Below are 24,244 nucleotides of genomic sequence, written 5' to 3' on the forward strand. Positions count from 1 at the left end.
GGCTGAGGTGGGCCCGCACTCGCGGGCACGGGTAGCTCCCTACCCCGTCTCGGGCCGCGCTGCCACCGCGACGGCGAAGCGCTTGGCGACCGCGGTCCAGCCATCGAGGTCGAACGGTGCGCTCGTGTCGATCTCGGCCAGCACCTGTCCGAGGGTGAAGGCCAGCACGAACTGGGCCAGCGACCGCGGGTCGAGCGAGGGGTCGATCAGCCCCCGCTCCTGCCCTCGCCGGACGATCGCCGTGAGCCGGTCGGTGATGCGGGCCTGCTCGTCACCGATGGCCCGCGCCAGCGCCGGCCGGGCCCGGCTGACCCCGATGATCTCGATCCGTTGCATGCGCAGCGGGGCCCGGGACCCGTCGCCCGCCTCCCGGGTCAGCCGCTGGATGGATTCCACGAACTCGGCCGGGGTGGAGACGCTGACCATGAGGCTCTCCAGCTGGTCCAGGTCCTGGTCGAGGGCGCCCAGGAACTGGGCGGCCCGGACCGCCACCACCAGCCCCTCCCGATTGCCGAAGTAGCGGTAGATGGTGCCCACCGACACCCCCGCGGCATGGGCCACGTCCTCCACCCGCAGCGCCGCCTCCCCGCGCTTCTCGATCGCCTCGGTGGCCACCTCCAGCACCCGCTGCCTGGTGAGCACGCCACGGCTTCGCTTCGGGGTCCGGACCCCCTCCACGGGCGCGGTCACGGCGTTCGCCATCGGGCGCGGGCGATGGGGCACGGCTCCTGCCAACCCCCGGAGAGGGGCGTCGCGTCGATCACCGGATACTCCGTAGCAGGTCCGAACGGCCCACGTCATATCACTCTCAGTAGCCAGCTACCCACCTTTCGTCGCTCATGTGCCCGCTGAGCCAACCCCACCCAACCCGTGCCGGGCTGCGATGCTCTGGTCGCGGTTCAGCCCGAGCCGCAGCCTGCCGGTACAGCCGAGACTGAGGAGACGAGGCCCACGATGCGCACCCGAGCACAACGGCGAGCGCTCGCGAGCCAGATCCCCGGAACCCAGCGACAGCGACTGGCGTGGCTCGGTGAGCGCCCGGATCGGGGCGGACGTGCCTCCTGACGGCCCAGGTTCCCCCGCGGTGGGAGGCGCTGAGGGACCCGATCGACGGATCGAGGCCGTGCTCCTCGCCAGCGACCGGTTGATGGCCACCGAGCCGGTGGCATCGGCCGCGGCGACCCTCGCCGCGGCGGGCGTGCCGGTGGTGTCGATCCCGCCCCTTCCCCACGGCGAGCCGTCGGCCGCATGGCAGGCCGCGCTCCAGCAGCTCTGGGGCGCCGGCGTCTCCCCGAGCGCGGTGCTGGTGGTGACCCAAGACGACCAGGCCGGTCTGCGGGTAGGGACCGCGACGATGGGACCGGGATCCGCGAGCGCGCCGGAGCTCTCCCCCGTGGAGGATCTCGGCGCGCTGGCGTGCCTGCTCGCGACCCAGGTCGAGCTCCGCCGGCGCGGCGAGCCTCCTGCAGCGAGCGCGCCTCCGGGCTGGATGCTCACCATCGACGGCATCGACCCCGACACCGAGCGGGCCCGCGCCGCCCAGCTCACCACCGCCGCCGGCCGGATCGGCTGGAACGGCGCGCCCTCGCTGACCGAATCGCGGGTGACGCCGATGGTGCTCGCGGCCGGCGTCTACGACGGGCAGGGCGCGGACAGCCACCTGCTGCCCGGGCCCGTTCCGGGCGTGTCCCCCACCGAGGCGAGCGCCGCGACACGCGCCCGGCGGGTGCTCGACCTGCGTGGCGGGCTGGTGCACGAGACCTTCGAGCTCGACGGCCTCGTCACCCGAGTGGTGCGGTTCGCGTCGCTGGCCCGACCGGGTCTGCTGGTGCGGCGGGCGGAATGGACCCGGGCCTGCCCGCCGCCGGCCCGCCCGTTGGCCGCGCCGGTCGGCGAGCTGGTCACCGACGAAGGCACGACGACCGGCAGCACGTGGCAGCGCACCCGCTCCGGCACGCTCGGAGGGGGCATCGTGGCCGCGGTCGCGACCGCCAGGTGGCCCTCCGGAACTCCTACCGACGGCGGTCCGATCGTCGAAGACCAGTTCACCGCCTACGTGGCGGACCCGTCCGCGCCACCCGATCCCGAGCACGCGGCCGCCCTCGCCCGCCAAGCAGAAGAGCTCGGGTTCGATCACCTGTTGGCCGAGCACCGCCGACAGTGGGCGCATCGATGGGCAGGCGCGGACGTGGTGATCGAAGGCGACGACGAGCTTCAACTGGCCACCCGGTTCGCGCTGTTCCACCTGATGAGCTCGGTGAGCGACGATGGCGAGGCGGCAGTCGGGGCCCGGGGGCTCACCGGCACGGGCTACCGGGGTCACGTCTTCTGGGACGCGGACGTGTTCGTGCTCCCCTTCCTCGCCGCCACCCACCCGCCCTCGGCGAGAGCGATGCTGGAGTACCGGGTACAGCGGCTGCCCGCGGCTCTGGCCACCGCCCGATCGCTGGGGCGGCGAGGAGCCCGCTTCCCTTGGGAGTCGGCTCACGACGGCCGGGACGTCACCCCCCGATCAGCCCGCGATCGCGCCGGCCGCTTCGTCTCCATCCGCACCGGTCAGCTCGAGGAGCACATCGTCGCCGACGTGGCCTGGGCGGCGGACACCTACGTCGCGTGGACGGGCGATGTGGACTTCCAACGCGGACCCGGTCTGGAGCTGCTCGTCGAGACAGCCCGCTACTGGGCATCGCGGGTGCGCATCGATCCCGATGGGGACGCACACATCGACGGGGTCATCGGACCCGACGAGTACCACGAGTGCGTCGACGACAACGCGTTCACCAACGTCATGGCCCGCTGGAACCTGCGCCGGGCCGCCGAGCTGGTCGAGGCCGTGTCGCCCGAGCGCGACGTCGGGATCACCTCGGAGGAGCGGCACCGCTGGCGAGACCTCGCGGAGGCACTCGTGGACGGATTCGAGCCCGACAGGGGGATCTACGAGCAGTTCCGCGGCTTTCACGATCTCGAGCCGTTGGTGATGGCCGAGATCGCCCCCCGCCGTCCGATCGCCGCCGACCTGCTGCTCGGACCGGAGCGGGTCCGCCAAGCCCAGGTCGTCAAGCAGGCGGACGTGCTGATGCTCTATCACTTGGTGCCGGACGAGCTCCGGGCCGGCACGCTGGAATCCAACTTGCGCTTCTACGAGCCCCGGACTGCGCACGGCAGCTCGCTGTCACCCGCGATCCACGCCGCGCTGTTCGCCCGGGCCGGGGGCCTCGAGCAAGCCTACGAAGCGCTGCGGATCGCCAGCCGCATCGATCTCGACGACCTCACCGCCACCACGGGTGGCGGTCTGCACATCGCCACCATGGGCGGGCTCTGGCAGGCGCTGGTCCACGGCTTCGCCGGCATGCGGCCCCGGGACGGGCGGCTCCAGGTCGACCCGTTGCTCCCGCCCCAGTGGTCGGCGCTCGAGATCACCGCCCGGTTCCACGGCAGCCGGGTCACCATTCGTTGCACCAGCCAAGATCTGCACATCCACGCCGAGCGTCCGATCGAGGTCCTCGTCGATGGTGAACCGCAGCGGGTTGGACCGGAGGGACGGTCCTTCCGCCGGCAGGGGAGCGTCTGGGAGCCGAGCCGATGACGAAGCTGATCGCCGCGATCGACAACTCGGTGGCCGCGCGACCGGTGTGTGCCATGGCGCTGGCGGTGGCGCCGGTGCTCGGTGCCGACATCGAGTGCGTGCACGTGGTCGAGGACGGGTTCCAGACCGCGCAGGCCGTAGCCGAGGCCTCGGGGCTACCGCTGCGGCTGCTGAAGGACGACTCACTCGACGCGCTCGCACGGGTCGCTGTCGAGCCTGACGTGGTGGCGGTGCTGCTCGGCGCGCACAGCCACCCTGGCGCCCGCCGGGGTGTCGGGCACCTTCCCCTGGCGCTGGCCAGCGGGACCGACAACCCGGTCATCGTGGTGCCGCCGACCGCTCAGCCTCCAGCGCGGCTGAACCGGGTGCTCGTGGCCATGAAGGGCACGCCCAACAGGCCGGTGGACCTCCGCCGGGCGATCGAGCTGGCGACGACCAGCGGACTCGACATCACCGTGGTGCACGTCGACGACGAAAGCACCATCCCCCCCTTCTGCGATCAGGTCCAACACGACACCGATGTGTATGCGACGGAGTTCTTCGCCCGGAACCTGCCGGCTGCGATCCCCGCCCGCCTGGAGCTGCGGATCGGATCACCGGTCGAGGAGATCCTCGACGTCGCCCGATCAGTGGGCGCCGAGCTCCTTGCGGTGGGCTGGCCGCGCCACGCCGGGCCTGGTCATGGCGAGGTGGCCCGGGAGATCCTCGAGCGGAGCGAGACCCCGGTGCTGCTCGTCGGGACCCGCTGACCGCCCTCCACTCACATAGGGATCCGACGCCAGCGAGATGGCACCCGTCGTGGTGATGCTCGACGTCAACGGCGAGGTGGCACACATGAGCATGGGTGCGCGGCAGGTGCTCGCCGAGCTGGCCCAGGAGGTCGAGCCGTCGGAGGTCCCGACCAGCGTACGTGCCGCGGCCACCCGGGCTCGATGGGCCCGCACCTCGACGAACCTGGTCATCCGGGTGCGCGGCCGCAGCGGCGAGTGGATGCGGCTGCACGTCACGCCGATGGAGGGTGACGCGAACTTGGTGGCGGTCACGATCGAGCCTGCGCATCCCGGCGACCTGGTGCCGATCCTGCTCGAGTCGTACGGGCTCACCCAACGGGAGACCGAGATCGTGCTGGCGCTGGCCCGGGGCCTGTCGATCAAGGAGATCGGCGCGGAGCTGTGCATCTCCGCTCACACCGTGCGCGACCACCTGAAGGCCATCTACGAGAAGGCCGGCGTGTCGAGTCGGGGCGAGCTCATCGCGAGCCTCTACTCGAACCACATCATGGAGCGCTTCCACGCCGCGGTGTCGGTTTACTCGCCGGGCGGCGAGTGACCTCCTGCGGTCAGTCGCTGGGCTCGAGCACGAAGACGGGGATGACCCGGTCGGTGCCGGCCTGGTACGCGTCGTAGTCCGGCCACACCTCCACCGCCCGAGCCCACCACGTCGCCCGCTCGTCACCGGTGACCTCCCGCACGCGGTAGTCGCGGACCTCCGGGCCGTCCTGCAGCCGCGCGATCGGGTTCGCCCGCAGGTTGCGTGCCCACTGGGGGTCGGTCGGCGCGCCGCCCTGAGACCCGATCACCGCGTAGCGACCCTGGCCGTCGGTGATCCGCACCAGCGGCGTCTTGCGAACCTTGCCCGACTTGGCCCCCAGCGTCCACAGGATGATCCAGTGCTCGCCGACCAGTTCGCTGGGCTCGGCGCCGCCGCTGCGCTCGTAGCGCTCCACCTCGGCGGCGATCGGTTCCCACGGGCTCGGCTCGTACTCGGCGTCGAAAGCTGACATCCGCCCATCCTCCCACGCCTGCGCCCCGGGGCGGCCCTTCGGTCATCCCTCGGAAGGTCCTCGGCGTCGCCGTCGGCCCTTGCCTCCACCCGAGGGTCGCGGTAGAAACTATAACCAGATGGTTATAGATGATCTGAGTCCATCGGAGACCGATCGGGTCTTCCATGCGCTCGCCGACGCGACGAGGCGCGACATCGTCCGTAGGGTGCTGGTCGAGGAGTGTTCGGTGTCGGCGCTGGCCCGCCACTACCCGATGAGCTTCACCGCGGTGCACAAGCACGTGGCGGTCCTCGAGAGCGCTGGGCTCGTGACCAAGGTGCGGCAGGGCCGGGAATCGCTCGTGCGCGGTGAAATCGACCGCGTCCGGACGGTGCACCAAGTCCTCGACGCCCTGGAGCAGCGCTGGCGCGACCGGGTCGCGCAGATGGAGCGGATCCTCGCCGAGGACCCCTGAACCGAAGGAGCGAACGATGCCCATCGTCCGAGTGGACAAAGACCTCGAGGCCCACACCCTGACCATCGTCGCCGAGTACGACGCCCCGGTGGAGCGGGTCTGGCAGCTCTACGCCGACCCTCGGCAGCTCGAGCGGTTCTGGGGTCCGCCCACCTGGCCGGCGACGGTGATCGACCACGACCTCACCCCGGGCGGGCGCGTCACCTACGTGATGACCGGTCCCGAGGGAGAGAAGTCCGCCGGTTACTGGGACGTGCTAGAGGTGGACGCGCCGCGGCGGTTCGTGGTGGTGGACGGCTTCGCCGACGACGACGGCCAGCCGAACCTGGAGATGCCCACCACTCACATGGAAGTGGAGCTCATCGAGCGGGCGGGCGGCGGCACGACCATGACCGTGCGCTCGACCTTCACCTCCACCGAGACCATGGCGCGCATGCTGGAGATGGGCGTGGAAGAGGGGGCGCGGCAAGCGATGGGTCAGATCGACGCGGTCCTGGCAGGCACGAGCTGAGCGTCGAGCCCCGGGGCGGTCACTCGCCCGAAGGGACCGCAGCGGGGTACGGGTCGATGGTGGCCGGGATGTGGCAGGTGTTGCCCACGGCCCGGCCGGCGAAGACGTCCCAGAGATAGGCGCCGGCGATGGTGCCGGCTCGCTCGCCCGCGCCGGTGTGGCCCTGCCCACCGAGCCACACCATCGACAGATCCGACCCCGCCTCGCACCACCGCTCGACCAGCAGCGCGGTCGTGTTCGGCACCACCACCTCGTCGTCGGTGCCCTGGACGATCAGGACCGGGACCCTGGTGACTGGCGGCGGGGTCTGCTCGGTCAGCGCCGCGGCCCACCGGGGATCGTCAGCCGGGTTGCGGGCGAAGAAGCGCTCCCCCAGCTTCTGGCGCAGCACTCCTTCGAGCGCCGCGGTCAGCACGCAGTCCTCCGCCAGCCGCACCGTGCGGGCCGAGCGGGGACGGTTGACGATGCCGTCGAGGGGCAGATCGGGGTAGACGTTCGGCCACGCCTCGACGACCTCGGGGCCGATCACCCAGGCCACGTCCTGGTCCCACTGCTCGTCCACCAACGGCACGAGCTCCGCGGCCGGCGCGGCCGCGGTCACCGCCACGAGGTCGAGCTCGGGCGCGTACTCCCCGGCGAGCACGCCGGTCCACAGCGCCGAGTGACCGCCCTGGGAGTGACCGTAGACCGCCCAGTCCGTGCCGGCGTCAACGCCGGGGAACTGCCGAGCAGCACGGACCGAGTTGACGACGTCGTAGGCCTCCGCACGCCCGATCAGGTACAGCGACGGGCCAGGGGTGCCCAGGCCCGCGTAGTCGGTGGCCACCACCACCCACCCGAACTTCACCATCTGCAGCATCCAGGGCTCGGTGAGCTCGTCGGCGATGGGGTTCGATCGCCGGGAAGGCGCGCAGGCCTCACCCAGACCGACGGTGGGATGCGCCCAGGCCACCACCTCGCGACCACCCGGGGGAGCGGGCGCGTCGGGCACCACGATGAAGCCACCGCTCACCGTCGGTGAGCCGTCCGGGGCCTCGGACACGTAGAGGATGCGGTAGGCGCTGGCCCCCTCGATGTCATCGCCGAGCGGCTCGTAGCGGATCAGGTGCCCAGGATCGGTGGACGGCAACGGGTCGGGCGGGGTGTAGAAGGGATCGAGGGCCTGCTGCTCCTCGCGGCTGCGGTGCTCGTCGCTCACGAACTTGGCGATCACGACCACGACGGCCACGACGACCAGCAAGCCGACGAACGTGCCGAGGACTCGCAGAACCTTCATCGTCATCGATCATGGCATGCGGCTTCGGCGACACCGGGCACTGCCGGCGGGGTCAGTCCGGGCGGCCGGTCGCCACCAGCACCGAGAACGACACCACCATCGTCCCCGCGAGCACACCGAACGCCCAGGCGGGCGAGACGAGGCTGTAGAGGATGCCGGCCACCGCGCTGGCGGCGAGGTTGCCCCCGGATTGCACCGCGGCCAGCAGGCCGAACGAGGAGCCCCGGAGGGTCTCGGGGGACAACGTCGCCACCGCAGCGTGCTCGGCCGTCTCGACCATGCCGATGGCCACACCCGCGGCGACGAACGCCGGGGCCAGGCCCAGCACCGTCGATGCACCGATCGCGAACAACGTGTACGAGACGGCGAAGATGGCAACCCCCATCGCCAAGGTGCGGGTGGCGCCTCGGCGATCACCGTGGCGTCCCGCTGGGATGCTGGCGAGGGTGGCGGCGACGTTGTAGACGACATACAGCCCGATCGCGAGCTGGGCGGCGGTCTCGGCGTCGCGGCCCGTCCCGAGCAGATCGGTCGCCCGGAGGATGAGCAGCGTGGCCGCGCAGTTGCCGAGCTCGAAGATCGAGATGCCCGCCATCACCCCGCCGAGCCGGCTCCGCAGCACCGGTCGGATCTTGATGCGGATCGGTTCGCGTGCCCGTACCCGGGGCTGGGTCGTGTGGCGGATGGCGTAGACGATCGACAGCGCCGCCAACAGCCCCGGGATGATCGACAACCCGATGGCCCAGCGGACACCCACCGCCCCGACGAGCACGATGGCGAGCAACGGGCCGAAGACCGCACCCAGGTTGTCCATCGCCCGCTCGAACCCGTACGCCCGCCCGTAGGTGGAAGGCGGCGCGATGTCAGCCAGCAGCGCGTTGCGCGCCGGGACCCGCAGGCCCCGAGCGGTCCAGGCGCCGGCGCGCAGGATCGCCACCTGCCAGGCCGCGGTGGCGCCGCCGGTGGCGGCCGAGAGCACCGCGGTGGTCGTGTAGCCGCCGACCGCGATGGTGCGCCGGCGTTGCGGATCGTCGGCCAAGGCACCGCCGCCGAGCCGAGCCAGGCCCGCCAGGCCGTCGGAGACCCCCTCGATGAGACCGAGGACCGAAGCCGGGGCGCCGAGGGTGGAGGTGAGCAGGCTGGGCAGCAACGCGGTCGGGACCTCGTGGCCGGCGTCGGCCAGGAGGCTCGCGCCGCCGATGCCCGTCACCCCCGGCGTGAGCCAGCTCTCGGAGGCACGTGCGACCGAGCCCTCGGTCGATCCCTCGGCGGCATCCACTCGACCCACGTTAGGTTGGTGCGCGACGGCGTCCTGCGTGCCGACTCGTCGCGCACGGGGAGGAACGCCTCACCGCCCGGTAGCGTCGTCACCATGCCCAAAGCACGCAAGCCCGTCTCGTCGCGCCGGCCACCCGTCCCGACCACGAGCCACGAGGTCATCGATGACTGGATGCGGGAGGTCATGCCCGTGATGCTCCCGCTCGTCCGGGCCGTCGACGAGCTGATCCGGGCCACCATCACCGACCTGCAGTACGCGGTGAAATGGAGCAAGGCGCACTACGGCGTGCCCGGTCTCGGCTGGGTCATCGAGCTGGCCGCGTACCACCGGTCGATCAACGTCGTGTTCTTCGGTGGTGCGGAGCTGGATCCGCCCCCGCCGCTGGGCGACACCGACCGGTCCCGCTACGTCAAGCTCTACACCCTGGAGGAGATCGCCCGGCCGCAGCTGCAGGCGTGGATCGAGCAGGCGGGCCGCACCCCCGGTTGGTGCTGAACCCCGAGTGAACCGGCCGGGACGGCTTGGGGGGTGAGTCCGCCGTCGACGTCGCTCTCGCGCGACCGACAGCGCGAGGCCGTCCGGTCGCCGGCCTGTGCTGCTACCGCCAGTTGAGCGTGTTGCAGGTGCCGTTCAGCTCGAAGGGTGTCTCCACGAGGTCGAACACCGCTGTGCCGGATCCCGTGAACGATCCGTCGTCGGAGACCGTGAGCGTCTGGGCCTTCCCGTTGAGGACGACCGACATCTGGTCGGTCACATCCCTCATGGTCCCCTTGCCTGCCCGCTGGACTGACCGGCAGGCAGGGCCCGACCCGACGGCGACCCTGCGTGGCGACTCCTGTCACGCCAGACTCGCGCTTGCCAATATTTCAGCCTTCCGTTAAATATATCTCCAGTGAAGGACCTGACCGCACATCCCCGCCAGTGAGCACGGGCACGCTCGACCGCTTCGACGCCGTGTTCGCCGCCTTGTCCGATCCCACTCGGCGAGCGATCGTGCAACGCCTCGCCGACGGGGAAGCGACCGTGCTCGAGCTGGCCGAGCCCTTCCCGATCAGCCTCCCGGCCATCTCACGCCACCTGAAGATCCTCGAGCAGGCCGGTCTCATCAGCCGCCGCCGTGACGGGCAACGGCGTCCGTGCCGACTACAGCCAGAGCCGCTCCTCGAGATCGCGGCCTGGGCCGAGCACACCCGGGCCGCGTGGGAGCAGCGTCTCGACCGTCTCGAAGCCCACCTCCAGCGCTCGTCCGAACGAACCACGACCCCATCGAGATCGGAGCAACGATGAGCACACACCAGACCGGGACCGACCCGACGACCTGGGCACTCGAACGCGAAGCGGTGCTCGTTCGGGTGATCGACGCTCCCCGCGAGGCGGTGTTCGCCGCCTGGATCCGGGCCGAGGAGTTCTGCCAGTGGTTCGGCCCCGACGGGTTCCGCTGCACGGTCCACGAGATGGAGGTGCGCCCGGGCGGGCGGGCCCGCTTCGACCTGACCACCCCGGACGGCACGGTGTTCCCGAACCGGTTCTACTACCTCGAGGTCGTCCCGAACGCGCGGCTGGTGATGGACCACGGCTCGGACGTCGACGACGACCCGTCCCGTTTCCGGGTGACGATCACCTTCGATGAGCAGGACGACGGCAAGACCGTGCTCACACTGCGACAGCTCCACCCGACGGTGGAGCAGCGCAACGCGGTCATCGGCTTCGGTGCCGTCGAGCTGGGTCTGCAGACGATGCAGAAGCTCGCTCGCCATCTCGGCGGTGCCTGAGCCCGGTGGTGTGCAGGACCCTGGCTGAGGGGTCGTCGCCATCGGCGCCCGATCGCCGAAGTGCCCCCTCCGCGATCCGCGGGCCAACCCGCCGGCGTTCAGGGGATGCGACCGATGAACGCCACCAGCTGAAGGTCGCACGATGCGGTCGTCGCGCACGTCGTGGAAGCAGCCCCAGAAGCCGTACTCCTGGCCGTCGCGACGCGAGGCCATGCGGACGATCGGCACCTCAGGGTCCGCCTCGATCGACACCGTGGGATGCTCACCGGTGACACGCATCAGGCTGCTCCTCTCCGTCACCGGGGACGCCTGGTGGGGCGCTCCCCGTCCTGCATGTCGGCCTGCACGGCATCGAGGCGCTGGTACCGCCGCTCCGCCTCCAGGCGGTACCGCTCGAGCCACTTGGTGGTCAGGTCGAGGACCTCCGCCTCGAGGTGGCAGGGCCGGCGCTGCCCGTCCTTGCGCTGGTGACCCGGCCCGCATCGGCGAACACCTTCACGTACTTGGAGACCCCTGCAGCGCATGTCGTAGGGCGCTGTCAGCTCGCCCACCGTGGCATCCCCGGCGGCCAGCCGGGCCACGATGTCCCGCCGGGTCGGGTCCGCCAGGGCGGCGAACACCCGGGACGGCTCGTCTTGGTAGTTGAGTATGCGGGACCGGTCTCAGCCGGTTCCGCGATGAGTGAGGCGGTCCCGCTCGTCTGTACTGGTGAGCACGGCGAAGGGAGCTGCCATGGACACCGGCCACGATCCGGAGCGTGAGATCCGGGCCCTGCACGACGAGTGGTTCGCCGCGGCGCGGGCCAAGGACCTCGAGGCATCGATGCGCCCGGTCTCGCCCACCATCGTCTCCTACGAGCACTCCGCACCCCTCCAGGTGACCGGGCTGGAGGGGGTGCGGGCCGAGTGCCGGCGCGGGTTCGAGCTCGCCCCCGCCGACTTCGCCTGGACGGTGCCGGACCTCCAGGTCCTGGCCCACGGAGACCTGGCGGTGGCGTGGGGTCTCAACCGCATGGCGAATCACCCTGGTAGCCCCGACGAGCACGTCACCTGGTCCCGCGGGACTCGCGTGTTTCGACGGATCGGCGGGCGGTGGCTGATGGTGCACCAACACGTGTCGTTCCCCGTCGACACCGCCACCGGTCTCGCCGCCACCGGCCTGGTGCCATGACCGTCGATCCCGAGCCACCCAGGCGGTCGAGCGACCTCGCCGCCGCGTTCGACCGGCACCGCCAGGAGATCCACGTCCACTGCTACCGCATGACCGGCTCGGTCACCGACGCCGAGGACCTCACTCAGGAGACGTTCCTGCGGGCCTGGCGGGCCCGGGACCGCTACGAGCACCGGGCGTCGCTGCGCACCTGGCTGTACCGCATCGCGACCAACGCGTGTCTCGACCACCTCGCCCGGCAGCGACGGGCGACGCGGTGGGCATCCCCTGGGGCGATCCTCGAGCATGACCACCACCTCGACCCCTACCCCGACCAGATCGGCGGGCCCGGCGATCCGAGCGACGCCGTGGCGTCGAAGGAGACCACCGAGCTGGCGGTCCTGGCCGCCCTCCTGTACCTGTCCCCTCGCCAGCGGGTGGCGTTCATCGCCCGGGACCTGATCGGGCTGACCGCCGTGGAGACCGCGGAGCTGCTCGAGACCTCCGTCCCCTCCGCCAACAGCCTGGTGCAACGGGCCCGGGCCCGGGTACGGCCCCATCTCGACCAGCCTCGGACGTCCGGCCCCGAGCCACGGGCAGCCCGGCTCGTACGCCGGTACGTGCACGCCCACGAGCACGGCGACGTCGAGGGGATCATGGCCCTGCTCGCCGACGACATCCGCATCGCCATGCCGCCCGAACCACCGTGTCTCGGCGCGCCGTCCGCGGCCGAGTTCTTCCACGCGATCCTCGGCCCCGACCGTCCCGGGAGCTGGAGGCTCCAGCCCGTACGCGCGAACGGCCGGCCCGCCACCGCCAACTACCTCCGCCGCGATGGCGACGACGAGTACCGGGCGCTGTCGATCGACGTGCTCGAGATCCGACGCGAGCGGATCGTGGCCATCCGTTGTTTCCTCGGCGATCGAGCCTTCCAGGCCTTCCAGCTCCCGCTCCGCTCGGCAGGTTAGGGCTCACGCCCCGGCTGGTCGGGCGGTCACCGCAGCAGGAGGCCCGCGGATCCGGGCCCCCTCGAGCCCGGCGCACGGCATGACGCGGAGCCGCGACAGGTAGACATCGTCGACGACTCGACAGCGCAGCAGCGATCCGTCCGAGTGACCGAGACAGGACAGATCGGATGCCGCAATGAGCGTGGAGCCCGAAGCGCGAGCGCCACTCCCACCGCATCAAGGAAGGCCTGCTGGGGGCGAGGTGAGGACGGGGACACCGCCGAAGCGATCGCGGCGCGCACCGTGAACTAGGAACAGGCGCGAGCTGGCGAATCCAAGACGGCGAGCCGGACCTCGACCGAGGACCTCTCCTCTGGACGCCGCGGCGGGATCGTGCGCCAGAATCGCTCGATGGATCGCACGTTCATCGAGGCGGGGCTGGCGGAGGTCCTTCGCACCGCCTGGCAGGCTTCGGAGCTGGTCCTCGAGCGGGTCGACGAGCACCGCGACGATCAGCCGAGGCGGGGCAGCCCTGGCTGGAGGTCAAGTACGGCCCCAGCGGGCGGCGGGCCTGGCACGGTGTCGTGCCGGTCACGGTCACCACCCGCTCCACGCCGGGCGCCGATCCGCAGCGGACCAAGCTGGCGATCAAGGTCAACCCGGTCAGCGGGGTCGGGGAGACACTCATCCCCTGGATCGTCGAGCGTGCTGACATCGATCTGCCGCGGCCGTACGGCTCGTTCCGGACCACCGCCGAGGCCCGGGCGACCGGCGAGCGCGAGGCTCACCTGTACGAGCTCGGTCAGGCAGTGCCGGCGCTGCGGGCGGTGCTGCCCCCGTACCTGGGTCGGATCGACGATCCCACGTCCGGTGGGCACGCGCTGGTGCTCGGTTGGGTGGAGCTGGACGGCCTCGACGCCAGCGGTGCACACCTCGACTGGCCCCCGCACCGGCTGGACGCGGCTGCCCGAGCCGCGGCCTGCTGGCATGCAGCCCTCGCGGACCACGTCGAGGAGCTGTCGTGGGCCGCGCCCCGGCCGAGCACGGCAGACCGGGTCGCCGATGCCGACCTGTACGCGGCAGTGCTCGAGGATGCCCATCGCCGCTTCCCGGAGGTCGTCACCGATGCGGTGCTGCGCCGACGGTACGCGCTGCTCGACACCCTCAGCTCGTGGCACAGGGCCAAGGACGAGCTGGTCGCCACCCTCGCGCACAACGACTACAACGCTCGCAACGTGGGGTTCGCCGGTCCCCGGCCGATCGCGCTGGACCGGGAGATCGCCCGCATCGACACCCCCACCAGGGACCTGGTCGAACTGCTCACCTTCGGTCTCGGTCCCGCGTTCGATCCCGACGGGTTCCACACGGTGGTCGAGACGGCCAGATCCACGCTGCGCGAGCAGGGGGTGTCGATCGACGCCGAGCGGTGGCGCGACGCCGTGCGGGCCGAGGTCCGGGTCGAGGCCCTGGACCGGGTGGGGATGCAGAGCCTGTTCGAAGCCGAGTTCGCGCTGCCGTACTTCACCCGGATCCAGACCACGGTCGAACGCCTGCTGGATCTCACGGACTGAACCGACCTCACCAGGGGGCGGCTGCGGCCACCCACTCCCACGGCATGCCTGCTCCGAGGGTGAACCGTGAGATACTCACCGCCAGTGCCGGCGCTTCCCCCCAGGAGGCGACCGGCCGCCCAGGGGAGACACGACGAGGGGGGAAGGTGGCCGGCACCGTTCCGTTGGTGGACTACCTGAGGCTCGAGCCCTCGCCGTGCCTTCTCGCCCACGAGTGCGTGGCGTGCGGGGCACGATTCTTCGACCGTCGCAACGCCTGCGCAGCGTGCTCCGGAACCTCGTTCCGAGAAGCGGAGCTGCCGACCGAGGGTGAGCTGCGGACGTTCACCATCGTGTCGTACGCCGCGCCCGGCATCCCGGTTCCCTTCGTGGCCGGCGTCGTGGACTGCGGCGGGACCAGCGTGCGGGCCAACGTGATCAACGTGGTCCCCGACGCCGACCACGTGCGCACCGGCATGAAGGTCCGGCTCGCAACCTACGTGGTGGGGGTGGACAGCGAAGGGACCGAGGCCATCGGATTCGGCTTCGAACCCCTCGACGGGGCCACGACCCCCGCCGACGCCAGGGAGACCGAACCGGGGAAGGAGCAGCCATGAGCGACGACGGCATCTGGATCCTCGGGATCCACATGACCAAGTTCGGCAAGCACCCCGACAAGGACGTGATCGACCTGGCGGCCGAGGCGGCGCTGGGCGCGCTCGCCGACGCTGGGGTGACGATGCGCGACCTGGGGGTGCTCGCCGCCGGCAACCTGATGTCGATGGGTGCTCCCACCGGCCAGCTGCTGCAGAAGCAGATCGGCCAGACCGGCATCCCCGTCTACAACGTGTCGAACGCATGCGCCACCGGCGCCACCGCGTTGCGGACCGTGATCATGGCGATCAAGGCCGGCGAGTGCGACCTGGGCCTGGCGGTCGGGGTGGAGAAGCTCGCCGGGGCCGGCCTGCTCGCCGGCGGGACCCGCAAACAGGAGGCGCCGACGTGGACCCCGCAGGGCCGCTACGGCGCCGTGGCCCCGATCGACGGGCGGATCGGCACCGAGACCATGCCCGGGGTGTTCGCCCAGATCGGCCTGGAGTACGGACACCGCTACGGGGGGACGAGCTTCGAGCTGTTCGCCCGGATCTCGGCGAAGAACCACGCCCACTCGACCCTCAACCCGCTCGCCGCCTACACGAAGGCGATGTCGGTGGAGGAGATCATGAACGACGTCATGATCGCCTACCCCAACACCCGCCCGATGTGCTCCGCAAACTGCGACGGCGCAGCCGCGGCGGTGCTCGTGTCCGGGGCCAAGCTCCGCACGCTGGATCCCGACCAGCGGCGGCGAGCGGTCAAGGTCTCGGCCAGCGTGCTCACCTCCGACCCGTGGACCGAGAGCTGCCAGGTCCTCCCCGACGTCAACACCCTCACCCGGCAGGCCGCGCTCGCGGCATACGAGTCGTCGGGGGTGTCGCCCGACGATCTGGACCTCGTGGAGCTGCACGACTGCTTCGCCACCGCCGAGCTGGTGCACTACGACAACCTCATGCTCTGCCCCGAGGGCGGCGCGGTCGACTTCTTCGAATCGGGTGCGCCGTTCCGGGACGGCAGCCTGCCGGTGAACGTGTCGGGTGGGCTGCAGTCGAAGGGTCACCCCATCGCGGCCACCGGTATCGCGAACGTCTACGAGATCTGCCAGCACCTGCGCGGGGAGGCCGGTGACCGCCAGATCGAAGGGGCGAGGGTCGGCCTCGCCCACGTGATCGGGCTCGGCAGCGCCTGCGGTGTCCACGTGCTCGAGCGGGCTGCTTGAACCTCGGGGTCCTCTCCGACCCGATCCCGTCCGGGGTCCGGCACCTCGGGCGCCACGCCAGCGAGTGGCTTCCTCGACGAGCAATGTAGTCACGTTCAGAGCTATCGTGACCACATGGACGTGGCAGTTCGGGAGCTGAAGGCGAAGCTGTCGGCGTACCTGCAGCGTGCCGCCGGGGGCGAGCTCATCACGGTCACCGACCGCGGGCGCCCGGTGGCGGTGCTGGGTCCGCCGATCGGTGCCGCCGATCTCGACGCGGCCGCTGCTGCCGGTTGGCTGACGCGAGCCACGGTGAAAGGACTCCGCCCGACCCGCCGGTTCGCAGCCGTCCGGCCCGTGCAAGAGGTACTGGACGAGGATCGGGGCGAGTGACCACCTACGTGGACACCAGCGTCCTGCTCAAGCGCTACGTGGAGGAGCCCGATTCCGAGCGGGCGGTCGAACTGCTGGTGGCCGATCCCGAGCTGGTCACCGGACGGCACACCGTCGTGGAGGTCCGGCGCAACCTCGCCCGCGTGCTGCCTGCCACCAGCGCCACCGCGGCCCGAGCGGCGTTCACCGAGGATCTCGCGGCGCTGTCGATCGTCGAGCTGGACGCGGCCACCTGCGAGCTCGCGGCGACCATCGCCGAGCAGACCGGTGTGCGAACGCTCGACGCCCTCCACCTCGGCGCAGCCCACCGCATCGGCCGGGCCATCACCTTCCTCACCTTCGACGCCCGGCAGGCGCAAGCCGCCCGCGCCCTGGGTTTCACCGTGGCCGGGGCCTGATCGCCGGGGTCAGGCGCCGTCGGTCACCAGCTGACCCGCGGTCACTCCTCGGTCAGGTCGGCACCACGACCCTGGATCGTCCCTCGGCCTTGGCCCGGTAGAGCGCTCGGTCGGCCTGCTCGAGCATGCCCTCGGGACCGAGAGCGGTCGGTAGCTCGATCAGCACCCCGCCGACGCTGGCGCTGACCGGTACCGGCCCCTTGGCGGTCGGCAGCGGGCGGGAGACGGCCTCGAGCAGCCGGCGGCCGATCGTCTCCAGCTCCCCGTGCCCGTCGCAGCGCCGGCACACCACGACGAACTCGTCGCCGGCGTACCGGCACACCACGTCGCCGGGACGCAGCGCGGCACGCAGTTGCTCCGCGGTGTGGATGAGCAGCTGATCACCGACATGGTGCCCGTAGGTGTCGTTGACTTGCTTGAACCGGTCGAGATCGACGAACAGCACACCGACCGAACCGCCCTCATTGGAGGTGAACCCAACAAGCACCTCGGTGAGCATGGCCCGGTTGCCCAGGCCGGTGAGGACGTCTCGGCGAGCGGCCTCGCGGAGCCGCTCCTCGGTGCGGTGCCGCTCGGTCACGTCGACGAACTGCAGCAGCAAACGCCGGGTCTCGTTCACCGGGCCGTGGAGGTGGGAGGCAGTGACGTGGACCCATCGCCATTCCCCGTCGGCGAGCTGCAGCCTGACGTCACCGTTCCAGGCTGGCGCCTCGCCCACCAGTACCGCCCGCCAGCCAGCGGTGTCCCGGTCGTCGGGGTGCACCCGGCTCCCGACCCGCTGGCCCACCAGCTCGGCGGCAGAGAGGCGGAAGAACATGCACGCCGCGTCGTTGACGTCGGTGACCTGTGCGTTGTGATCGGCGATGATCATCGGCACCGCGGAGCGCTCGAACAGCACCCGGACGTCTTCGTCGTGTGCTCGCTCCAGCTCCAACAGGTCCCGTTCACGGCTGAGCCGCACGGACGCCAAGCCGACCGCGGCCATCACACCAGCGAGCACCACGAGCAACCGGAGGGGGAGCTCGCCGGTGAGCGACAGCTCGTCACCGATGGCGATCACCACGGTCCCGGCCAACGCGAGCGCCCCGATCGCTGCGGTGGCGCGGCGCCCCGCGACCATGCCGGTCACGAGGGGACCGATGAGCACCGCGGTCGCCGGCACACTGCGGTTGCCGTCGAGCAGCGCGCCGATCACGACCACCACAACGACGGCCGCACCAGCCAGGACGGCTACGCGCTCACCCCGCCGGCGGAATCGCCGACCAGCCCCCTGAGGGTCGTTCCTACCCGCCGGATGCATGCACTCACGGTACTGAGCCGGCACGCTCAGCGGTCAACGGGCCGATCGACGCACCGCCGGTCTGCGGCTGGCATCGGTCGATTTGCCTGATACCCTATGGGGTATGTGTTCGAGAGTGACCTGTCCCACCTGTGATCGTCCGACCTTCCGGGGCTGCGGCCAGCACGTCGAGCAGGTGCTCGGCGACGTGCCGGTCGACCAGCGCTGCCAGTGTGATACGGCACCCCGCCGACGCTCCTGGTTCTCCCGTCGCTGAGCTCGCGCTCGATTCCCGACCGCTGCGATCAACCCGTGTAGCGGGGGATCACGGCGCCTGGGGCCAGCTCCCCGGAGCGATCCTCGCTGCCGCCCGCGGGGGGCGAGGTCGTGGTGACCGCCGTCGAGGTGCTCGATGGCGGAGAGCTGGTGGACGTCGTGGTCGTCGTGTCCACCGGGTCCTCGTCGCGAGGGACGGGCACAGCGGTTTGTCGGTAGGTGTGATCGGTGCTGACCGTCGCGGTCCGCTCCGCGGTGGTGGAGACCACCCGATAGCGGGCCTGCAGCGCGTCCTCGGTCAGCTCCACGATCAGGTAGCCCCGATCCGAGGCGTTGACGTGCTCGAACCACGGCAGCGCGCCGACCACCGCTTCGACCACCGCAGGCGGCGCGGCGGTGAACCGGCTCGAGATGGGCGGCCCCACCAGCTCCACCCCCACCGGCGGGGTACTCGGATCCTCGAGCTCGCGATGCAGCTTCGCCAGCGCGCCGAGATGGATGTCACCGGTGACCACCACGGGGTTCGGGACGTCGCGCAGCACGGACCACAACCGCTGGCGCGCCGCTGGGTAGCCGTCCCATTGGTCCATGTTGCGGGCCGTGCCGATCGGCATGGGAGCGAAGACGACCTGGTTCGCCAGGACCTCCCAGACCGCCTCACGGGAGCCCAGCGCGTCGAGCAGCCAGGCCTCCTGGGAGGGGCCGAGGAGCGTGCGGCCCTCATCGTCCCAATCGCCGCACGGCGAACTGAGCCCCCCACCGCAAGGCTGGGGGTCACGGTGTTGGCGTGTGTCGAGCAGGTGGAACCTCGCCAGCCCACCCCACCGGATCGACCGATGGATCACCACGTTCGGCCCCGCAGGCACCCGGAGCCGCACCGGCAGGTGCTCGTACCACGCCTGGTAGGCCTGGGCCCGGCGGGAGAGGAACTCCCCCTCCGGAACGCCGTCGGCGCTGTGGACGCCTGCGTAGTCGTTGTCGACCTCGTGGTCGTCCCACACGACCAGCCACGGGCACATCGCGTGCGCGGCCTGCAGATCGGGATCGGACTTGTAGAGCCCGTAGCGGTTCCGGTACCCGGCCAGCGTGGTCGCCTCGGGGCTGCCGTGCGAACGGACCGGTCCCGACCCGCCGCCCTCGTAGATGTAGTCACCCAGATGGACGACCAGATCGCACCCTTCGGTGCTGAGCGCCCGGTGGGCCGTGTAGTAGCCGTCGACGTAGCGCTGGCAGGACGCAACACCGAAGCGCAGCGGGGCTCGCACGCCGGGTGCAGGCGCTGTGCGCGCCCGTCCCACCGGAGAGGTCCACCCGCCGGCCCGGAACCGGTAGTGGAACCAGGCGTCCGGTGGCAGCCCGCTCACCTCGACGTGGACCGAGTGGGCGAGGGCGACAACGGCGACGCTCACCCCGCTGGCCACGATCGTCGCGAAGGACGGGTCGGTGGCGACCTCCCAGGTGACCGGCAGGTCGACGCCGGGCATGCCTCCACCGCTGGTGGGTGCGGGCGCGAGGCGGGTCCAGATCACGAACCCGCCGGGATCGGGGTCGCCACTCGCCACGCCGAGGGTGAACGGGTCGTCGGGGAGGGTCACGTCCGCTGGCAGGGCCTGGCCGCTGCCTTGCCACCGGGCAGCGGCGATGGCTGCGATGGTGCCTGCCAGGAACGACCGCCTGGTGATCGACGGAGTCGCCATGGACAGCGTGGTGGCAGGGCGCTGGCTCAGGTCGCGGCCTCGATCAGTGGTGCGCGGACCTGATCGATGCTGCCCACGCCACCGCCAGGATCGGCCGGCGCGGGTACGCGGAGCGCCTGAGCCGACAGCGTGGGACGAACGGCGAAGGCGGGATCGGTTCCCAGGTCCGCCGGCCGGGCGAGCAGCACGGCGACCACGGCCACGGCCCCGAGCACCAGACCGGCGGGCAGCGACGACCACGCGGTGACGGCGGCGACTGCGCTTACCGTGCCCAGCCAGACGATGGTCAGCCGGCGGACCGGCTCACGCCAGCACTCGAACCGCCGATGGAGACGCTGCAGCTCGACGAACGAGCGGCAGCGGGAAGTGAGGAAGATGGCGCTGCCGCGCACCGCCGCGAAGGCGACGCACACGACCAGTGCCCGCGCCGGGGACCCGGTGAGCACCGCGAGGGCGATCGTGAGCGGCACCGCGGTGGACATCACGTAGGTCATGACTCCGGTGCCGATCTGGAAGCCGAAACCGCCTCCGTAGAACCAGGCGCGGTACGCCGAAAGCCAGTCCTCGTTCACCTGCCGTCGCAGGAAGGGAGTGCGCCACGGGGTGAACCCGGCATCGACGAGCACGCCCGTGAACGCACCCAGAGCGATCAACGCGAACCGAGACACGACGGGCGGATCGACGAGCGCGACGCCAGCGGCGAGCAGAGCGCAGGCACTCCCCACCACCAGGCCACCGATCAGCGCCCCGATCAGGAAGAACGTCGCGGTGCTCCCGAACCGGTGGCCACGTCCCGCCTCCGCGACCGGAGTGATCGACGAGAGCATGGATTGCCCGCACGGGGACCAGGTGCTACGCACCGCCGCGACCACTCCCGATCCGATCGCGAGGGCGAGGAGGAGATCGGTGTTCGGCACGCCCATCATCGTAGGTGACCGCGGCCTGCGCCGCGAGTGGCGCGGCCATCCTCGCCCCGATGCTCAGCTCAGCTCTCGGCCAACCAGATCTGGGACCACCACGGCTTACCGTCCGTGCGGGCGAACCCTCCCGAGGCGGGGATGTCGAGACCGTTGACCCGAGCCTGCGCGATCAACGCCCACGCCTGGTGGTAGAGCCAGACATACGGGAGCTGCGCGTTGAGCTCCCGCTGTGCGGTCTCGTAGAGGCGACGCAGTTCGACAGGATCGTTCGTGGCCCGCGCTGCGTCCAAGGCCGCATCGAGCGCGGGTGAGCGGGTCTGGGTGAAGTTGATGCTCACCTGACCCGGCCCTCTGGCCGTGCTGGAGTGCCAGAAGATGTAGTTCGAGTCGGGGAAGACGTAGCTGAACTGCCGGAACATCGCCGCGTCGTAGTTCCCGACCACGACCTCGTTTATGTAGGAGGCCTGCTCCACCGGCATCACGGTGGCTCGGATGCCCACTTGCGCCCACTGCGCTTGCAGGATCGCAGCGACCCGCTCCATCTCGTCGCCCGCCGTCGCCCGCAGGGTGAACGCAAGCTCGCTCGCACCGGTCTCGGATCGGTAACGCTCGAGCTCTCGGCGAGCACCTTCAGGGTCGTAGCTCGGATACCCGGTGTCTGCGACGTACCACTCCTCGCCTTCGGAGAAGGGGCCGGTGGCCGGGCGCAAGACGCCTGCGCCGATGGTCTCGACCACGGCGTCATGGTCGGTGGCCAGCGCGACCGCTCGGCGAGCCGCGTCGTTGTCGAAGGGCGGGCGACCCTGGTTGAGCATCACGATCGCCTCGAAGTTGGCCATGTCGACCGCGGTGTCGTACTGGGGCCGCCCCTGGAGATCGCGGATCGTCTCCACGTCGGAGGTCTGGATCATCTGCACGTCCCCGGCGCGAAGCGCCGCGACGCGTGCGGTCGGGTCGGTGAGCACCCGGAAGGTGATCCCGTCGAGGTACGGCAGCGGAACGCCGCTCGCGTCACGCTTCCAGTAGCCGGGATTGCGCTCGACGGTGATCGCGTTGCCCGGCTCCCAGCTCACGAAGCGGAACGGCCCGGTGCCGACAGGCTTCGACGGGCCGTCCTGGCTGGTGAGCGTGACTGGCGCGGCCATGAAGCCACCTTGGGCGGCGAGAGTGTAGTCGTAGCCGAACCACGGGGTGCGCATGCGGACCTCGACCGTGCGGTCACCGACGACCACGACCTCCCGGATCGGCTGCAACGACTGCGAGGCGATCGCTGACGCCAGCCGGGCGTCGATGTTCTGCTTCACCGCCGCCGCGTCGAACGGGGTGCCGTCGTGGAACACGACACCGTGCCGTACCCGGATGGTCCACACGGTGCCGTCCTCGTTCGGCGTCACGGACTCGGCCAGGTTCGGCACGAGCCGGCGGTTCTCGTCGAAGGCGAGCAGTGTGTCGTAGATCGCCGAGGCGACCATGCTGCCCGCCATGGCGAAATTGGAGCGGGCAGGGTCCCACCCGTTGCTCTCCGCGTCGATGCCCACGATCAGCCGACCGCCCGCTCTGGGGGTGCCCTCGTCCGACACCGAGCCGGGGGCCAGGGTCTGCGTCGACCGGTCACCATCGCTGCTGCTCGAACAGGCCGAGATGACCAGCACGACCGCCAAGAACCACCAGCCACGACGCGAGCTGTGCCTCCGGGCACCGGTATCGATCATGGATCGTACCGACCTGCTGCAGTCGGGCCGGGTCGCGACTCAGCTGGGCTGCGGCACGATGCGCAGGTACGGCTTCGGTGCCCGCCAGGTGCCGAAGAGCTGCTCGGCCTCCTCGTTGCTCACCGAGCCGGCGATGATCACGTCCTCGCCCTGCTTCCAGTTGACCGGGGTGGCCACCTTGTGGGTCGCGGTGAGCTGCAGCGAGTCGATGACCCGGAGCACCTCGTCGAAGTTCCGCCCGGTGGTCATCGGGTACACGAGGATCAGCTTGATCTTCTTGTCCGGGCCGATCACGAAGACGTTGCGAACCGTCTGGTTGTCAGCTGGGGTGCGCTCTTTGGCGTCACCCGACGTGCTCGCCGGCAACATCCCGTAGAGCTTTGAGACCGTGAAGTCCGCGTCCCCGATGATCGGGTAGGTGGGGCGGGCCCCCTGGGTCTCCTCGATGTCGTCGGCCCACCGTTCGTGGTCTTCGGTGGCGTCGACCGACAATCCGATGATCTTCACCCCCCGCCGTTCGAACTCGGGCTGGATCTTGGCCATGTAGCCCAGCTCGGTGGTGCACACCGGCGTGAAGTCCTTCGGATGCGAGAACAGCACCGCCCACGAGTCCCCGATCCACTCGTGGAACCGAATCCTGCCGTGGGTGGTCTCCGCCTCGAAGTCCGGAGCCTCCTGGTTGATCTGCAGACCCATCGCACACCTCCCCAAATCCTGATCAGAGTGGTCGGGTTTTACCGCCGGCACGGCGAAACCACAACCACTTGGGGCCTAGCGATCGGGAAAGCCGCCCGGCGAGATGGCCACTAGCCTCCTGCGAGGGGCCACGCGAGCCGAGCCGCCAGGAGGGAGCCAGTTGCGGTGAGACCGCTGCGCTACGCGATCAACGTCACGCTCGACGGTTGCTGCGACCACCGGGCGGGAGTGCCGGACGCGGAGTCGCATGCCCACTGGGCAACCACGCTGGCCCGTGCCGACGCACTGCTGTTCGGCCGGGTGACCTACCAGATGATGGAGGAGGCCTGGAGGCGGCCGGCCGACGGTCGGTGGCCCGAGTGGATGGGCGAGAGCGACATCGCGTTCGCCGAAGTCATCGACGGCGCCCGGAAGTACGTGGTGTCCAGCACGCTCGACGAGCTCGACTGGAACGCGGAGCTCCTGCGTGGGGATCTCGGCGAGGCCGTCCGCCGTCTCAAGGACCAGCCAGGCCCGGAGCTGCTCGTCGGCGGCGTAACCCTCCCACTGGCGCTCGCGGACCTCGGATTGATCGACGAATACGAGTTCATCGTCCAGCCCGTCCTCGCCGGGCACGGGCCGCGGTTGCTCGACGGTCTTGCCCAGCGGATCGATCTCGAACTGGTCGACCGACACGTGTTCCGTTCGGGTGCCGTGTCGCTCCGGTATCGGCCGGCGCCGGAGAACAGTGTAGCACGTTGATGTAAAGCAGATCGCATCATGATGCTACAG

At 70.7% G+C, this 24,244-nt stretch carries 27 protein-coding genes and 2 pseudogenes; 18 read left to right on the forward strand and 11 right to left on the reverse strand.

The genetic code is table 11. The features are described from left to right. Positions 1-39: 39 nt before the first annotated feature. The gene (locus HZF19_RS14125; protein WP_208029439.1) at positions 40-702 is read right to left on the reverse strand and encodes a TetR/AcrR family transcriptional regulator; all 663 of its coding nucleotides are present in this window, start codon (positions 700-702) and stop codon (positions 40-42) included. Between the two features lie 328 nt (positions 703-1,030). Between HZF19_RS14125 and HZF19_RS16615 the strand changes: the two genes are divergently transcribed. From HZF19_RS16615 to HZF19_RS14140, 3 genes are read left to right on the forward strand one after another with little or no spacing between them, the layout of a single operon-like run. Beyond that, a complete protein-coding gene (locus HZF19_RS16615) occupies positions 1,031-3,586 on the forward strand; it encodes a glycosyl hydrolase family 65 domain-containing protein (protein WP_208029440.1) in 2,556 nt (851 codons plus the stop codon). Next, a complete protein-coding gene (locus HZF19_RS14135) occupies positions 3,583-4,335 on the forward strand; it encodes a universal stress protein (RefSeq protein ID WP_208029441.1) in 753 nt (250 codons plus the stop codon). Before HZF19_RS16615 ends, HZF19_RS14135 begins: the two co-directional genes overlap by 4 nt. 37 nt (positions 4,336-4,372) lie before the next feature. Then, positions 4,373-4,915, forward strand: a complete 543-nt coding sequence (locus HZF19_RS14140; RefSeq protein ID WP_208029442.1) for a helix-turn-helix transcriptional regulator — start codon at positions 4,373-4,375, stop codon at positions 4,913-4,915. A 10-nt stretch (positions 4,916-4,925) separates the two neighbouring features. Here HZF19_RS14140 and HZF19_RS14145 read toward each other — a convergent pair whose 3' ends face one another. After that, positions 4,926-5,369: a nitroreductase family deazaflavin-dependent oxidoreductase gene (locus HZF19_RS14145; protein ID WP_208029443.1), complete on the reverse strand. Its 444-nt coding sequence runs from the start codon at positions 5,367-5,369 to the stop codon at positions 4,926-4,928. Positions 5,370-5,487: 118 nt separating this feature from the next. On the opposite strand from HZF19_RS14145, the gene HZF19_RS14150 reads away from it, so the two are divergent. Together HZF19_RS14150 and HZF19_RS14155 are read left to right on the forward strand one after the other, a co-directional pair. Beyond that, entirely contained in the window at positions 5,488-5,823 is a 336-nt protein-coding gene (locus HZF19_RS14150; RefSeq protein ID WP_208029444.1) for an ArsR/SmtB family transcription factor, read from the forward strand. Positions 5,824-5,839: 16 nt separating this feature from the next. Next, positions 5,840-6,334, forward strand: coding sequence for an SRPBCC family protein (locus tag HZF19_RS14155; RefSeq protein WP_208029445.1), 495 nt, complete (start codon positions 5,840-5,842; stop codon positions 6,332-6,334). Positions 6,335-6,353: 19 nt separating this feature from the next. Here the strand turns inward: HZF19_RS14155 and HZF19_RS14160 are convergent, their stop codons facing one another. Both HZF19_RS14160 and HZF19_RS14165 read right to left on the reverse strand, forming a co-directional pair. Continuing rightward, the gene (locus HZF19_RS14160; RefSeq protein WP_208029446.1) at positions 6,354-7,610 is read right to left on the reverse strand and encodes a lipase family protein; all 1,257 of its coding nucleotides are present in this window, start codon (positions 7,608-7,610) and stop codon (positions 6,354-6,356) included. 52 nt (positions 7,611-7,662) lie between these two features. Next, a complete protein-coding gene (locus HZF19_RS14165; protein WP_208029447.1) occupies positions 7,663-8,889 on the reverse strand; it encodes an MFS transporter in 1,227 nt (408 codons plus the stop codon). A 93-nt stretch (positions 8,890-8,982) separates the two neighbouring features. On the opposite strand from HZF19_RS14165, the gene HZF19_RS14170 reads away from it, so the two are divergent. Beyond that, positions 8,983-9,384 carry a DUF1801 domain-containing protein gene (locus tag HZF19_RS14170; protein WP_208029448.1) on the forward strand — a complete coding sequence of 134 codons (402 nt, stop codon included), beginning with the start codon at positions 8,983-8,985 and terminating at the stop codon, positions 9,382-9,384. Positions 9,385-9,487: 103 nt separating this feature from the next. Here HZF19_RS14170 and HZF19_RS14175 read toward each other — a convergent pair whose 3' ends face one another. After that, positions 9,488-9,643, reverse strand: a complete 156-nt coding sequence (locus HZF19_RS14175) for a hypothetical protein (RefSeq protein WP_208029449.1) — start codon at positions 9,641-9,643, stop codon at positions 9,488-9,490. Between the two features lie 167 nt (positions 9,644-9,810). Here HZF19_RS14175 and HZF19_RS14180 point away from each other — a divergent pair, with 167 nt between their 5' ends. Continuing rightward, positions 9,811-10,176: an ArsR/SmtB family transcription factor gene (locus tag HZF19_RS14180; RefSeq protein ID WP_208029450.1), complete on the forward strand. Its 366-nt coding sequence runs from the start codon at positions 9,811-9,813 to the stop codon at positions 10,174-10,176. Then, complete coding sequence (locus HZF19_RS14185; RefSeq protein ID WP_208029451.1) at positions 10,173-10,661, forward strand: SRPBCC family protein; 489 nt, start codon at positions 10,173-10,175, stop codon at positions 10,659-10,661. Before HZF19_RS14180 ends, HZF19_RS14185 begins: the two co-directional genes overlap by 4 nt. A gap of 296 nt (positions 10,662-10,957) precedes the next feature. On the opposite strand, the pseudogene HZF19_RS14190 reads toward HZF19_RS14185, so the two are convergent. Next, positions 10,958-11,311: pseudogene (locus tag HZF19_RS14190) on the reverse strand (ArsR/SmtB family transcription factor). A gap of 82 nt (positions 11,312-11,393) precedes the next feature. Between HZF19_RS14190 and HZF19_RS14195 the strand changes: the two are divergent. From HZF19_RS14195 to HZF19_RS14225, 8 genes and pseudogenes are all read left to right on the forward strand, one after another. Further along, a complete protein-coding gene (locus tag HZF19_RS14195; RefSeq protein ID WP_208029453.1) occupies positions 11,394-11,831 on the forward strand; it encodes a YybH family protein in 438 nt (145 codons plus the stop codon). After that, complete coding sequence (locus HZF19_RS14200; protein WP_208029454.1) at positions 11,828-12,778, forward strand: RNA polymerase subunit sigma-70; 951 nt, start codon at positions 11,828-11,830, stop codon at positions 12,776-12,778. The genes HZF19_RS14195 and HZF19_RS14200 overlap by 4 nt, the downstream gene beginning before the upstream one ends. 215 nt (positions 12,779-12,993) lie before the next feature. Further along, a pseudogene (locus tag HZF19_RS17515) lies at positions 12,994-13,147 on the forward strand (plasmid stabilization protein); the annotation flags it as partial. Between the two features lie 194 nt (positions 13,148-13,341). After that, the gene (locus tag HZF19_RS14205) at positions 13,342-14,328 is read left to right on the forward strand and encodes a hypothetical protein (protein ID WP_208029455.1); all 987 of its coding nucleotides are present in this window, start codon (positions 13,342-13,344) and stop codon (positions 14,326-14,328) included. A 167-nt stretch (positions 14,329-14,495) separates the two neighbouring features. Beyond that, positions 14,496-14,924, forward strand: a complete 429-nt coding sequence (locus HZF19_RS14210; RefSeq protein WP_307781235.1) for a Zn-ribbon domain-containing OB-fold protein — start codon at positions 14,496-14,498, stop codon at positions 14,922-14,924. Next, positions 14,921-16,123, forward strand: a complete 1,203-nt coding sequence (locus HZF19_RS14215; RefSeq protein ID WP_208029457.1) for a thiolase family protein — start codon at positions 14,921-14,923, stop codon at positions 16,121-16,123. Before HZF19_RS14210 ends, HZF19_RS14215 begins: the two co-directional genes overlap by 4 nt. A gap of 114 nt (positions 16,124-16,237) precedes the next feature. Continuing rightward, the gene (locus HZF19_RS14220) at positions 16,238-16,495 is read left to right on the forward strand and encodes a type II toxin-antitoxin system Phd/YefM family antitoxin (protein ID WP_208029458.1); all 258 of its coding nucleotides are present in this window, start codon (positions 16,238-16,240) and stop codon (positions 16,493-16,495) included. After that, positions 16,492-16,893, forward strand: a complete 402-nt coding sequence (locus HZF19_RS14225; RefSeq protein ID WP_208029459.1) for a type II toxin-antitoxin system VapC family toxin — start codon at positions 16,492-16,494, stop codon at positions 16,891-16,893. Before HZF19_RS14220 ends, HZF19_RS14225 begins: the two co-directional genes overlap by 4 nt. Before the next feature lie 52 nt (positions 16,894-16,945). On the opposite strand, the gene HZF19_RS14230 is transcribed toward HZF19_RS14225, so the two are convergent. After that, entirely contained in the window at positions 16,946-18,193 is a 1,248-nt protein-coding gene (locus HZF19_RS14230) for a sensor domain-containing diguanylate cyclase (protein ID WP_208029460.1), read from the reverse strand. A 103-nt stretch (positions 18,194-18,296) separates the two neighbouring features. Between HZF19_RS14230 and HZF19_RS17600 the strand changes: the two genes are divergently transcribed. After that, on the forward strand, positions 18,297-18,449 hold the full coding sequence (locus HZF19_RS17600) for a DUF8730 family Cys-rich protein (protein ID WP_504740128.1): 153 nt from the start codon (positions 18,297-18,299) through the stop codon (positions 18,447-18,449). A gap of 28 nt (positions 18,450-18,477) precedes the next feature. Here HZF19_RS17600 and HZF19_RS14235 read toward each other — a convergent pair whose 3' ends face one another. From HZF19_RS14235 to HZF19_RS14250, 4 genes are all read right to left on the reverse strand, one after another. Continuing rightward, complete coding sequence (locus tag HZF19_RS14235) at positions 18,478-20,145, reverse strand: alkaline phosphatase D family protein (protein WP_208029461.1); 1,668 nt, start codon at positions 20,143-20,145, stop codon at positions 18,478-18,480. A gap of 26 nt (positions 20,146-20,171) precedes the next feature. Further along, a complete protein-coding gene (locus HZF19_RS14240) occupies positions 20,172-21,062 on the reverse strand; it encodes a hypothetical protein (protein WP_208029462.1) in 891 nt (296 codons plus the stop codon). A 68-nt stretch (positions 21,063-21,130) separates the two neighbouring features. Continuing rightward, positions 21,131-22,717, reverse strand: a complete 1,587-nt coding sequence (locus HZF19_RS14245) for an ABC transporter substrate-binding protein (RefSeq protein ID WP_307781237.1) — start codon at positions 22,715-22,717, stop codon at positions 21,131-21,133. 99 nt (positions 22,718-22,816) lie between these two features. Further along, on the reverse strand, positions 22,817-23,473 hold the full coding sequence (locus HZF19_RS14250) for a peroxiredoxin (protein WP_208029464.1): 657 nt from the start codon (positions 23,471-23,473) through the stop codon (positions 22,817-22,819). A gap of 165 nt (positions 23,474-23,638) precedes the next feature. Between HZF19_RS14250 and HZF19_RS14255 the strand changes: the two genes are divergently transcribed. Then, positions 23,639-24,214, forward strand: coding sequence for a dihydrofolate reductase family protein (locus HZF19_RS14255; RefSeq protein ID WP_208029465.1), 576 nt, complete (start codon positions 23,639-23,641; stop codon positions 24,212-24,214). Positions 24,215-24,244: the final 30 nt, after the last annotated feature.

This window comes from Rhabdothermincola sediminis, assembly GCF_014805525.1.
GTDB classification, from domain to species: Bacteria; Actinomycetota; Acidimicrobiia; order Acidimicrobiales; family Acidimicrobilacustridaceae; genus Rhabdothermincola; species Rhabdothermincola sediminis.